The following is a 12,447-nucleotide window of genomic DNA, read 5'->3' as shown; positions in this document are numbered from 1 at the left end:
TTCTTTCAATCAGCGTACAGTAAAGAGACCGAACACGTAAAGATAAAGAAAGAAGGAATCCATCATGATGAAACAACTCGAAGGAAAAGTCGCGTTAATTACAGGAGCAGCAAGCGGAATCGGTCTTGAGATCGCTGAAGAATTCGCTCAAGAAGGTGCGAAGGTCGTCATCGTCGATCTTCAGGAAGAAGCTGCAAAACGCTCTGCTGAAACGCTTCGTGAAAAAGGCTTCGATGCGTTTGCTGTCGCAGGTGATGTGACAAGTGAAGAGGCAATCAAATCAAGTATCGATCAGACTGTCGCACATTACGGAACGATTGATATCGTCATCAATAACGCGGGAATGCAACACGTCTCACCAATCGAAGAGTTCTCGACTGAGAAATTCGACTTGCTTCAAAGCATCATGCTTCGTGCACCATTCCTTTATACGAAATATGTCTTCCCGATCATGAAAAAACAAGGCTCTGGACGGATCTTGAACATGTCATCGATCAACGGATTGATTGGTTTTGCAGGGAAAGCTGCTTATAACAGTGCGAAACACGGTGTCATCGGTTTAACGAAAGTCGCAGCATTAGAAGGGGCAACTTCGGGTATCACGGTCAACGCGATTTGCCCAGGATATGTCGATACACCACTCGTCCAAAACCAATTGTCTTCGCTCGCTGAAACACGGAATGTACCACTCGAACGTGTATTAGAAGAAGTCATCTATCCACTTGTCCCGCAACAACGGTTACTCCAAGTCAAAGAAATCGCGGATTACGCTATTTTCCTTGCAAGTGACAAAGCAGCAGGTGTCACGGGTCAAGCTGTCGTTCTCGATGGTGGTTACACAGCGCAATAAGCAACAATATAAATGAAGGGAGGTGCTTCTTGGATACGATCCAGAAAGCACCTCCCTTTTTTGTTTGATGGACTGAACAAGAACGTTCAGCCGATTTAACGCGAGTAGATTAACGGAAGTTAATGAATTGAACGTCGACCGATAACGGAAGCTCACGAACGATTTGCATGACTTGTTGCAAGTCGTCACGTGATTTACCTGTGACGCGGATTTGATCATCTTGGATCTGTGTCTTCACTTTTAATTTCGATTCCTTGACGGCATTGTTGATCTTTTTCGCATCGTCACGATCAATCCCGCTCTTAAGGATGACGCGTTGGCGAACCGTATTGCCAGCAGCCTGTTCGACTTTTTCGTACTGCAGGTTTTTGGTCGGGACTTCGCGCTTGATCAATTTTGCTGTTAAGACATCTTTGACTTGATCGAGTTTGAAATCGTCATCTGAGATTAGAATCAAATCCTCTTTTTCGAGCTTCATGTCGCTCTTTGAACCTTTGAAGTCGAAGCGGTTCGTGATTTCTTTTAGTGCGATCTGAACTGCATTCTTGACTTCCTCGATGTTGATTTGTGACACGATATCAAATGAATTATCTTTTGCTGCCATGTTAATCTCCCCTTTCATTCCACTCTCTATTTTAGAGAGGAATACCGGAAGCGTCCACTGCTTTGAAATTTTGTTATAATAAAAACCATGAAATGAAAGGGGTGCTTAGCTTTGAAACAAACAGCAGACATGTTGACGCTCACACCGCAAGAACTGGATGAGCGATTTGCCTATAGTGGAAATGATTTAGGAGCGACCTTCTCAGAGACAGCGATTCGCGTGCGCTTATGGGCGCCGACGGCAGAACGTGTCGTGATTCGTCTCTACAAGACACTACGCGCACGAAAAGTCGAAGAGGTCGAGATGGTGGCAGGCGAACGGGGAACGTACGTCGTTGAACTCGATCGAGCGGCATATGAAGGTTATTTCTATACGTTTCAAGCGAGCATCAACGGACAAAAGGTCGAGGCGGTCGATCCGTATGCGAAAGCCGTCGGAACGAATGGAAAACGCGGTGCGTTGATCGACCCGACAAGTGTGACACCAGAACGATGGATCGAAGAACGCCCACTGTTCCATTCTTCGCAAGACGCAGTTGTGTATGAATTACATGTACGCGATGCAACGAGTCATCCGGCTAGTGGTGTCGTCGCACGTGGTACGTTCGCTGGGCTGACGGAAGCAGGGACACGGACACCAAATGGCGGATTGACAGGACTTGATTATTTAGCGGATCTCGGTGTGACACATGTCCAGTTACTGCCGATCTATGATTTTGGCTCAGTCAATGAGACAGCGCCGAACGACCCGGATAACTATAACTGGGGGTATGACCCGGTGAACTACTTTGCGCCGGAAGGTTCATACTCGTCGAATCCAGATGATCCACGAACGCGGATTCTTGAATTAAAACAATTGGTACAAGCGTTACACGATCGCGGGATCCGTGTCATCATGGACGTCGTCTTCAATCATACGTATGATGTAGCAACGGTTCCGCTCGGTCAGTTCGTTCCTGGATACTTCTATCGTCAAGAGGCGGATGGTAGTCTCTCAAATGGTAGTTTCTGTGGAAATGATACGGCATCTGAACGTCTGATGATGCGAAAGTTCATTCTTGATTGTGTGACGTACTGGGCGAAAGAATACCATCTGGATGGTTTCCGATTCGATTTGATGGGACTGCATGATGTCGAGACAATGAATCAGGTGCGCCATGCACTTGACCGGATTGATCCGTCGATTCTGATCATCGGTGAAGGTTGGGATCTCGATACGCCACTTGATCCAGAAGAAAAAGCGAACTACTTCAATGCACCGAAAATGCCAGGAATCGCTCACTTCAATAACGGTTTACGAGACGGGGTCAAAGGAGATGTTCAAACGCCGGAAGACCGTGGTTTCATCAGCGGGGCATTCGACCGGACGAGTGAAGTCAAACGGGGAATCGCTGGTAACGTCTCTTCACAAGGATTTGCTGATGAGCCGAATCAGGTCGTCTCGTATGTCGAAGCTCACGATGATTTGACGATTTGGGATAAATTAACGGTGTCTCGCCCAGAGGATACGGAAGAGACTCGTCGGAAACGGCAAATGCTCGCGAATGCGATCATCTTGACGGGACAAGGGATTCCGTTCCTTCATGCCGGACAAGAGTTTTTCCGGACGAAGGACGGTATTCGTGACAGCTTCAATGCCGGAGAGGTCGTCAATCGTCTCGATTATGAACGTGCAGAAACAGAGCGCCCGGCCGTCGAGTACGTCAAAGGATTGATTGCCCTTCGTCGTCAGTATCCGATGTTCCGTCTCGCAAACGCATCGATGATCAAAAAGCATCTTCGTTTCCTCGAAGAAGGGGAAGGTGTCATTGCCTTTGAACTGAAGCGAACATATGAAGGATACGTCGAACGGCAGCGTGTCTATCATAATGCGACGGAAGAGGATATCACGATTGAATTGCCAAACGGTGAATTCGAGGTGTTAGTGGAGTCGGGTGCCGTTAAGTTGCACGCACCACGACTGCATGAAGAGAAACAGTTGGTCGTTCCAGCATTGACGACGACGGTCATCGCCGAACGAAAAGCGGACTACAAGAAGTATGCGGTGGCAGGTGGTGCAGCACTGACAATTATCGGATTGTTGTACGCAGCGAACAAACGTCGTAAGAAAACCGATTAAATCAAGAAGGACGAAGCGCTATAAGACTTCGTCCTTTTTTTACGTGGATGACAGTCCGATGTCAGTCTGTCATGCAATTGACTTGCGAAAATCATCGAAACATTGTTTGAAGATACATCTTTCGGGAAAATTATATGTAGTATTTAAGATGTTGTTTTGAAGTGAGAGGGTGTACGTTGTATGTTCGGTTTCGGTGATTTATGGAAATTCTTTTTATCGTTCTTTTTACTGCTACCTATCGTGACATTGATTCATGAGATGGGTCATTACTTTTTTGCCCGATTGTTCGGTGGAAACATGGAAATCAATATTGGTTCAGGCAAATCATTGCTTCGTGTTGGTCCAATTCGACTGAATCGTGTTTATTTTTGGGATGGATGGTGTCAATATGAGGCGCTACGTCACGAAACGAAGTTTGCTAATATCATGGTCTATGCTGGTGGATCGATCGCGAACTTGGTGAGTATCTTAGTCGTAAATGGTCTTATTTATGCCGGCGTGTTCGAGGCGTCGATTTTTACGTACCAATTTGCGTATTTCTCGTTTTATTTCGTCTTTTTCTCCCTCTTCCCGATCGATCATCCGAATGGTTATCCGAGTGACGGAAAAGCAATCATCAATGTCTTCCGTTACGGTAAATCAGACTATCATCCACAATCTTAAACGAAGATTAAAGCCTCCTTCCGTCATTGGAAAAGAGGCTTTTTACTCAGGATTCCGATTCGCTAGACGAATCCGATTCTGTTTTCGCTTGTTCCTGCTCGAGTTCGACGAGCTTTTGAATCAAGATATGGCGCGGCATATGCATCAGTTGTTCAAGTGGTACGTTCAGACGTTTTGCGAGTTCGACAGCCGTCTCTGCTGATAATTGTAAAGGTTTCATCGTGTTCGTCCTCCTTTTTCCATGAAGTTAGTATAACAGGAGGTGCAAGCCGAGCGCATCAATAGTAGCGAGAAACTGAGAAGGTTGATACCGTATGAAGTAGGAAGTGATGCATATGTATAAACCTGCTGCAGAGCTGTTACTCCATGAATCCGTCTCACTGTTTGATCGAATCGGGGAGGATTTGCTTCTTTTTCGAGATCGCCACGGATTTATGAAATGTGATGCGGATTTAAGACCACTATGGGAAACAGCATGTGCGTATGTTCCATTCTCCTGGTACATTGAGCCAGGCGGTGGACGATTGTTCATCGTATTTGAAGAGTCAGCTTATTTTGGTTTACTAGATTTAGAGCAAGGGCATTTAGATTATATCAAGCGACCCGCTGCTTTTTCCGAGGCATGGTTCAGTAATTTATTCTTGTGGCAAGATGATGAGATCTTCCTGTACACGGCAGAAACAGACGTCGTCTGTGTGAACGTTCAAACAGGGGACTGGCGGTACTCAAATTATGAAGAGGCGCCACTGTTCGGGCGCTTAGTGGAGCGAGGATATGATACACGTTTGACGTTCGAACGATTCATCGCACCTACGACGATCATTTCTTATGATGATCTAAAAGAACGGTATGTGATTTGGGACGCTGCGACGAATCAGGAATCGATCATTCCTTTTTCAGATTACGCGGAGTACTCGCTCGTTGATCACCGGCACCAATTGTTTTCGATCACCGATTCATCTCGTTTTTACTTGTATGAGAAGAGTCAGCTGAAATATAAGTTCGAGGGATGTCATTCCTCCGTTTTACTCAAAAGTGTGTTACTCGATGAAGAGGCGCGACGTCTTGCGATCGTATCGACATCGGCGACATTCGGCAACACATGGGTTCAAATTTTTCAAAAGACGTAATGAAACATCCTTTTCGCTTTTCAGCAAGAAGGATGTTTTTTGTACGTTTATACAGAAAGGGGACGCATCATGCAACGGCTTGGTCATCTGATGAGTACGTATTTTCGAGGAGTGTTGATTGTTTGGGCAATCCTGCTCGTCGTGCTTGGATATTTCGCTTATCAACTACCCGATCGGCTAGAAGGAAACGGATTTACGCGTGACGGTGATTTTCAACGCGTCGAGACAGTACTCGATCAAGACTTCGGTCAGGATCCGCATACGATCATCGTTCTATTTGAAAATCAAGAGAATCTACAACAAACGATGGTGGAACATGTCGAGCGCTTCCGTGATATCAAAGGTGTCGGGAACGTCACTGGTCCTGTTGAAAATCCGCGAGCGATTCGGAACGATAAGGGATACGTGACGGTCGGGGTACCGACACTTGATGCGAAATGGGCAGCTGCGGTCACACGTCAACTGGATGATACCGGAACGATTCGACTAACGGGTGAACCAGTCGTCGTCGATGATTTGAATACAGCGTCGAAAAATGATCTCATCCGGGCTGAGTTGATTGGAATTCCAGCAGCGTTGATCGTCTTGCTACTCGTTTTCGGTACTCCGGTTGCCGCCATCCTACCGTTGATCATGGGACTCGTTACTTTTGTCTTTGGTGCCGGTGTTCTTTATTTCGTCGCCGGGCAACAAGAGTTATCAATCTTCGTCTTGAATGCGGTCGCGATGATTTCGCTGGCGCTCGGAATTGATTTTTCGCTGTTATACGTCAATCGATTTCGCGAAGAACGGCAGGACGGACAAGATATTCGGAAGGCGGCGATCCGTTCGGTCGAGACGGCAGGGCGTTCAATTTTATTTTCCGGAATCTGTGTATTCGTCGGACTTGCCGGGCTATTGCTGATTGATGTGGATGTCTTCCGCGCTGTTGCGATCGGGACGCTCGTTTCGGTCCTCGGGGCAGTCGTCAGTGCATTAACGTTACTACCGGCACTATTGATCGTTTTCGGGAAGGTGTTAGAGAAAGGACGACTCTTCCGGCAGCGAGCAGGTCGTAGTGAAGATCGTTGGCGTCGCCTCGCTCGTTTCGTCATGAAGCGCCCGGTCGCAGTCACGATTTTGTCCTTATTGCTGTTGTTACCTTGTTTATTGCCGTTACGTGATTTGACGTTGAACATTCCGCAAGCGACCGCTTTACCGGAATCGTATCCATCGCGTCTCGCCTTTGAGTCGTGGGAAAAAACATTCGGAAACGATGGAACGGACGCCGTCCTCATTTTATCTGCTGATGCTTCCTCAGAGGTGGGACGAGAAAAAATCGAAGACGTGACGATTCGACTCGAGTCGGATCCCGATGTACGTTCCGTCGTATCCGCCGCAACGATTGCCGAACAGCAACAAGTGACGCTCGAGCAGTTAGTCGCTGTTCCGGCCGGGCGCGAAGCTTTGACGGCATTTCTATCAGAGAACGACCAAGCACGAATTGATGTTAACTTAAAAGGAGATCCCGGCGATGCTGCTTCGCAAGACTGGGTGCGAAAGATGCAAGCGGACGGTTATCTTGTCGGGGGACCGGCAGCCTTCAATCAGGAAATTTATGATGCCATTGAATCGAAACTCCCACTAGCAGTCGGTGTCGTCGTTTTGGCGACATTCATCATCCTGCTGATTGCGTTCCGGTCCATCTTGATCCCAATCAAGGCGATTCTGATGAATTTGCTTAGTCTAGGAGCGACATTCGGATTACTCGTCATCTTGTTCGAGTCCGGCGCAGTTCTTCCGCAGGAGACGATCGGCATTCTGACACCGGTCTTCATCTTCTCACTCGTCTTTGGTTTATCGATGGATTATGAAGTGTTCCTCGTCTCGCGAATGGAAGAGTATTATGACGAGACAGGCGATAACGATTACGCGACCGAGATGGGGCTTGCGAAGACGAGTAAAATCATTACGTCTGCTGCCTTGATCATGATCGTCGTCACAGGGGCGTTTGCCTTCACGGGCGTCAGTCCAATTAAACAACTTGGCGTCGGTATCGCGCTTGCGATATTTATTGATGCTACGATCGTCCGGATGCTACTCGTCCCCGCACTGATGAAACTATTTGGTCACTGGAACTGGTGGTGGCCGGGTGGTCGTCGTAAAGCGATCCGCAAGTGACACATCACGTAAGCACATCAGTAGCTATTCAGAGGAAGACGAGCGTATACTGTCGATATTCAATTCAAGAAATTAGAGGAGGCACTTCACTCATGGCAACTCAAGCAATGTTTGAACCATTTACATTACCAAACGGTGTGACGCTGAAAAACCGCGTCTTGATGGCACCGATGACGAACTATGCGGCACAAGAGAACGGCGAAGTATCGGATGCGGAACTCGCGTACTATGCGGAACGTTCAGGCGGCGTCAGTGCGGTCATTACAGCATGTGCGAACGTCACGGCAGACGGTCAAGGATTCCCGAATGAGTTCGGTGCGCATCGTGACGATCTCGTTCCAAGTCTGAAGCGACTTGCAAAAACGATTCAAGATAAAGGCGCAAAAGCGATCTTACAAATCTTCCACGCTGGTCGCATGGCACCACCAGAACTCGTCGGTGGGCAAACAGTCAGTGCAAGTGCTGTCGCACCCGTACGTGAAGGGGCAATGACACCTCGTGCATTAGAGGCAGAAGAAGTTGAAGCAATCGTTGAAGCATTCGGTCAAGCGACACGTCGTGCGATGGAAGCTGGATTTGATGGTGTTGAGATTCACGGTGCGAACACGTACTTGATTCAACAATTCTTCTCACCACACTCAAACCGTCGCGAAGACAAATGGGGCGGTAGCTTAGAAAAACGTCTCGCCTTCCCATTAGCGGTCGTGGATGCAGTCGAAGCTGTCGCGAAACAGGATCCTTCGTTCATCGTCGGATACCGTTTCTCTCCAGAAGAGATCGAAAATCCAGGAATCACACTCGATGATACGATGCGCCTCGTCGATGAGCTGGCGAAAAAAGACCTCGATTACTTGCACGTTTCCGTGATGGACTTCTTCGCAGGTTCGATTCGTGACGAAAATGCAACGACATCACCAATCACGCTCGTCCAAGAACGTGTTGGCGAACAAGTACCTGTCATCGGTGTCGGATCGTTGCACACAGCGGACGAAGTCGAACAAGGTTTGGCTGTCGTTCCAATGATCGCCCTCGGTCGTGAACTGATCATGGAACCGAAATGGGTTGAGAAAGTCGAAGCGGGTGACCTTGCGTCAATCCGGACCGAACTTGATCCAGAAGCACAAGCAGAACTCGTCGTTCCAGATGCGTTATGGGCAGGTATCACAAGTCGTCCAGGCTGGTTCCCGATCAAATAAACAAGCAAATAATAGAACAGCATCAAAAAGCACTCTAGATCTCGTGTCTAGAGTGCTTTGAGACTGAAGGTAAAGTGCAATTTTTCTCTAACGAGAAGGATTGCGCTTTTTTGTTCGTCTCGCATCATTTTCCTGGGACAAGCATCGCGCCGCTTCGCTTCGCTGCAGGGTCGCTCTTGCTTGTTTTTCCCTAGGAAGCGATGTCGAGTGAACAAAACGCTTCTCTGATCCTTCGGTATAAAAAGAATGACGCGCCACACGCCACTCCTACAGGGAAAAGCGCATTTATGCGATGTCAGAGACAAACGAGACCCGTTTCCTGCTCGAATAGAGCGGGAAAACTGGCTTGTGTCTCGCCTGAGGAAAGGGCGTGAAAAGATGCATCATTTTTTGGAGTCAGCCCTGTTGTCTACAATTTTTTTGTTTATTAATAGGCAACCTGTCCCATCCGAACGCCACAAAACGTATGCAAGGTGACCGGATCCTGTAGATTCGTTCGTTCCAACATATCGTTTAAGAGCAAGGCACAGACGTAGGCATCCTCTTTCGCATCATGGTGCTGGAAAGAGACGTTGAGGAATTCTGCCATCGTATTCAATCGATGGTTCGGCAACCACGGATACAGTTTGCGGGATAACTTGACCGTGCAACCGTACGTGAAAGCAGGCATCTGGTACATATCGTATTTTTGAATCGCTTTTTGGAGCGCCCCCATATCAAATGATGCATTGTGGGCGACGACCAGTTGAGCACCTGCAATTAAATCGTATAAGCCATGTGCTTCCATCGCTTCAGGTAACGTCGGTGCATCGAAGACATCACTCGGACGAATTCCATGAACCCGGATGTTTCCGGCATCGAAGTTTTCTTCTGGATTGATTAAGACCTGTTTACTCTCCGTGACGCGACCGTTAGAGAGAACGGACCAACCAAACGCACAAATACTTCGGCTATTCCGATTTGCCGTTTCAAAGTCAATCGCTAATGTATACATGTAGCAGGCTCCTTTCTGTCATTCACTAGTAACAGAATACATGTTCGTATTATAGAAGTCCATCAAAAAAGACCATCTGCAAGGCAGATGATCTGATATCTCTTCCATTCACTTCGCGGTGGCGACTTTTTGTTCCTCTGCGACGTATTCCTCCGGCTTAAATAACAGAACGCGATCTTTATAGGCGAAGACAAGGGCCGTCAAGACAGCCATCGCATCAGCGATCGGGAAAGCGAACCAGACACCATTGACACCGAAGAACAGGGGTAAGATTAGGACGAGTGGAATCGTGTATAACGTTTGGCGTGACAAGGACAAGAATAAAGCGACTTTTGCTTTGGCGAGCGATTGATACATCCCGTTGACAATCATTTGAATCCCATAGACGAACGATAGAGCGAATAAGATGCGCATCGCACTCGAGCCTTCCTGCAGCAGTGTTGCTTCTTCCGTGAACAAGCCGACCCAAAAACGGGGGAACAGTTGAATCAGTAACCACAAGCTGATTGATAACGATAAGCCGTAACGGATTGCGAGTTTGATGGCAAGCGACATCCGGCTAAATTGCCGAGAACCGAAATTATACCCGACGATCGGTTGCATCCCTTGTACGATCCCCATGATCGGCATACCGACAAGCGCCATGAACTTATTGATGACCGCAAACGTCGCTAGTTCTGTCGTACCCCCGTACCGGACGAGCATGTGGTTGACGGTGATGAACAAAATCGATTGGGAGACTTGCATGATGAACGACGATGATCCGATTTGCATCATCCGAAACGTTAAACGGAAATCGGGTTTGAAAGCATTCCGATCGAGTGTTAACCCCGTTTGCCGACGTTTCGTAAAGAAGAATCGGAAAACAAGTGCAGCACCGACGATTTGCGCAACGACTGTCCCGAGTGCAGCACCTTGGATGCCCCAATCAAGACCAAAGATGAACAGAGGTGTCAGGACGATGTTGATGGCAACCGTCGTCAACATGACGCGCATCTGATAGTTCGCGCGTCCTTCTGCGCGTAACATTGCACTCGACGCCATCGTCAACATGAAGAAAGGAGATCCGATCAAGAGGACGCGTAAGAAATCGATGCTATACGGCATGATTTCATCTGTCGCTCCAAAGAGACGAAGTAACGGTTCGACGAAGATGAAAGCACTGATGATGGCGAGCATACTGATGAAGAAAACCGCTATCAAGACGTTCGCATAAGCACGACTGGCACCATCCGTCTGTTTTTGACCAAGCCGTTGTGACGCAATCGCAGCCCCCCCGATCCCAATCGAGTTGGCGATTGCCATCAACACGAGCTGGACGGGGAAAGCGATTCCGACAGCGGCAACGGCAGCCGTACCGATGCCTTGAGCGACGAAAATCGTATCGACGATATTATAGAGTGCCGTGACGAGCATCCCGACCATTGCCGGCAAGGAGAGACTAAGTAAGAGCTGGTTGACAGGTGCTTCACCCAAACGGGCAGTGTTTTTATTCATGGAAGGAGAGCCTCCTTTTTTAGACAAGTGGTAAGTAGGGTTTTACTCAGAGTAGTCGCTTCTATGAAGAGATGCAAGAAATCACTCTAGTCAATGTGTTCGTTCCATGAAAAAAGGATGCGCCATGAAGCGCATCCGATGGAACTCGTTTTAAGATGGTGTAGGCAAGTACCCTTTCGAGTACTCGAAAGCAATGAATAAAATGGCACCGAGCGCCAAGTAAGCGAGTAAGGTGATCGTTTGTTGTTTTTTCGGCATCTGGTGATACTGGACCGACTCTTCAGCGAGTCGGAGCGGTTCGATCCGCTGATCGATTCGTCGCAACAACGCATCGTAGTCGTTCGCAGCATCATATTGATACCGTAACAGATCGTCCGCTTCCTGACGTGCCTCTTCTGGACTCGCTTGTCGCAAATCTTGTAAATCGAGACGAAGCGACCAAGCAATCGGATCGTACGTACTTTCGACCGTTTGTTCTTCCTCCACTTCCGGTGCAAGAACGACTTCAGCGTTTGCACGTTCCTGCTCCGCCTTTGCGCGTAAGACGCGTTCGCGTGCAGCACGGTATAACATCAAGGTCGATCGGTTCGCCTCATATTGTTTTGCGAACTTATACCGTTTCCAGACAGCACTGCCGCCGAAGAAAGCAATCAAGAGCAGAATCAGGCTGAAGTTCGTGATGCCGTAAGCAATCAAGGCAGCAAGACCAGCGACCCAAACGATGATCGGAAGTCCCGCAAGAATCCGTCCGCCGTCAAGCGGACTGACGGGAAGTAGGTTGAAGAGATTCAATAGAGCTCCGAGATGGAAGATGACGAGCCAAAAGTCATTTCCCGTCACAGCGTATCCAATCGCAAGCGGAATCAGGGACACAAGACCCGCGAGTGGTCCACCGTACGCAAGAATCGCTTCTTGTTTTGGTGTCCGGAACGTATCTTTGATTCCGATGACGGCTCCCATGAACGGTACGAAAATCGCGGGACCCGTTTTAAAACCGAGTCGTTTCGCAGCGAGTAGATGTCCCATCTCATGAATGAATAGGAGATAGAGCAATCCGACTCCGAACCAGACACCGAATACTTGAGCGTAAAAGAGAAGCGAAACTCCGAACGAAATCAGAGTGCCTCCAAACTTCGAAAGTTTCAATAAGGCAAGGATGACCTTTCCTTTCGTTAAGAGAAAGGCGCCGGCAACAGCAAGTCCACCCCAACGTTTTTTAGCCATCGTGAAATTCC

The 12,447-nt window shown here is 48.1% G+C and carries 11 protein-coding genes; 6 read left to right on the top strand and 5 right to left on the bottom strand.

Annotated features, from left to right (window positions below; translation table 11 throughout):
- Nucleotides 1-64: 64 nt before the first annotated feature.
- Nucleotides 65-850: a 3-hydroxybutyrate dehydrogenase gene (locus KNQ06_RS13435; protein WP_023469672.1), complete on the top strand. Its 786-nt coding sequence runs from the start codon at nucleotides 65-67 to the stop codon at nucleotides 848-850.
- Nucleotides 851-959: 109 nt separating this feature from the next.
- Here the strand turns inward: KNQ06_RS13435 and KNQ06_RS13430 are convergent, their stop codons facing one another.
- Nucleotides 960-1,454 (bottom strand): YajQ family cyclic di-GMP-binding protein, encoded by a 495-nt coding sequence (locus KNQ06_RS13430; RefSeq protein ID WP_023469671.1) that lies wholly within the window; start codon nucleotides 1,452-1,454, stop codon nucleotides 960-962.
- Nucleotides 1,455-1,565: 111 nt separating this feature from the next.
- Here KNQ06_RS13430 and pulA point away from each other — a divergent pair, with 111 nt between their 5' ends.
- Together pulA and KNQ06_RS13420 are read left to right on the top strand one after the other, a co-directional pair.
- Entirely contained in the window at nucleotides 1,566-3,572 is a 2,007-nt protein-coding gene (gene pulA / locus KNQ06_RS13425) for a type I pullulanase (protein WP_251133430.1), read from the top strand.
- A gap of 180 nt (nucleotides 3,573-3,752) precedes the next feature.
- Nucleotides 3,753-4,235 carry a site-2 protease family protein gene (locus tag KNQ06_RS13420; RefSeq protein ID WP_058265683.1) on the top strand — a complete coding sequence of 161 codons (483 nt, stop codon included), beginning with the start codon at nucleotides 3,753-3,755 and terminating at the stop codon, nucleotides 4,233-4,235.
- Between the two features lie 46 nt (nucleotides 4,236-4,281).
- Here KNQ06_RS13420 and KNQ06_RS13415 read toward each other — a convergent pair whose 3' ends face one another.
- The gene (locus tag KNQ06_RS13415; protein WP_023469668.1) at nucleotides 4,282-4,455 is read right to left on the bottom strand and encodes a YycC family protein; all 174 of its coding nucleotides are present in this window, start codon (nucleotides 4,453-4,455) and stop codon (nucleotides 4,282-4,284) included.
- A 115-nt stretch (nucleotides 4,456-4,570) separates the two neighbouring features.
- On the opposite strand from KNQ06_RS13415, the gene KNQ06_RS13410 reads away from it, so the two are divergent.
- The 3 genes from KNQ06_RS13410 to KNQ06_RS13400 all read left to right on the top strand — a co-directional run bounded on the left by KNQ06_RS13410 (nucleotide 4,571) and on the right by KNQ06_RS13400 (nucleotide 8,721).
- The gene (locus KNQ06_RS13410; protein ID WP_082663182.1) at nucleotides 4,571-5,365 is read left to right on the top strand and encodes a hypothetical protein; all 795 of its coding nucleotides are present in this window, start codon (nucleotides 4,571-4,573) and stop codon (nucleotides 5,363-5,365) included.
- 69 nt (nucleotides 5,366-5,434) lie between these two features.
- Nucleotides 5,435-7,525, top strand: a complete 2,091-nt coding sequence (locus tag KNQ06_RS13405) for an MMPL family transporter (protein WP_214725094.1) — start codon at nucleotides 5,435-5,437, stop codon at nucleotides 7,523-7,525.
- 92 nt (nucleotides 7,526-7,617) lie between these two features.
- On the top strand, nucleotides 7,618-8,721 hold the full coding sequence (locus KNQ06_RS13400; protein WP_215148566.1) for an NADH-dependent flavin oxidoreductase: 1,104 nt from the start codon (nucleotides 7,618-7,620) through the stop codon (nucleotides 8,719-8,721).
- Nucleotides 8,722-9,148: 427 nt separating this feature from the next.
- Here KNQ06_RS13400 and KNQ06_RS13395 read toward each other — a convergent pair whose 3' ends face one another.
- The 3 genes from KNQ06_RS13395 to KNQ06_RS13385 form a co-directional block, all read right to left on the bottom strand.
- A complete protein-coding gene (locus KNQ06_RS13395; RefSeq protein ID WP_053452136.1) occupies nucleotides 9,149-9,715 on the bottom strand; it encodes a 3'-5' exonuclease in 567 nt (188 codons plus the stop codon).
- Nucleotides 9,716-9,823: 108 nt separating this feature from the next.
- Nucleotides 9,824-11,212, bottom strand: coding sequence for an MATE family efflux transporter (locus KNQ06_RS13390; protein ID WP_149427994.1), 1,389 nt, complete (start codon nucleotides 11,210-11,212; stop codon nucleotides 9,824-9,826).
- Between the two features lie 150 nt (nucleotides 11,213-11,362).
- A complete protein-coding gene (locus tag KNQ06_RS13385) occupies nucleotides 11,363-12,436 on the bottom strand; it encodes a site-2 protease family protein (protein ID WP_149427993.1) in 1,074 nt (357 codons plus the stop codon).
- Nucleotides 12,437-12,447 lie beyond the last annotated feature (11 nt).

This window comes from Exiguobacterium sp. s91 (genome assembly GCF_018618915.1).
Classification (GTDB): Bacteria; Bacillota; Bacilli; order Exiguobacteriales; family Exiguobacteriaceae; genus Exiguobacterium_A; species Exiguobacterium_A abrahamii.
Note: the sequence above shows the minus strand (reverse complement) of the source record. Positions and strands in the feature narration are given on the sequence as shown.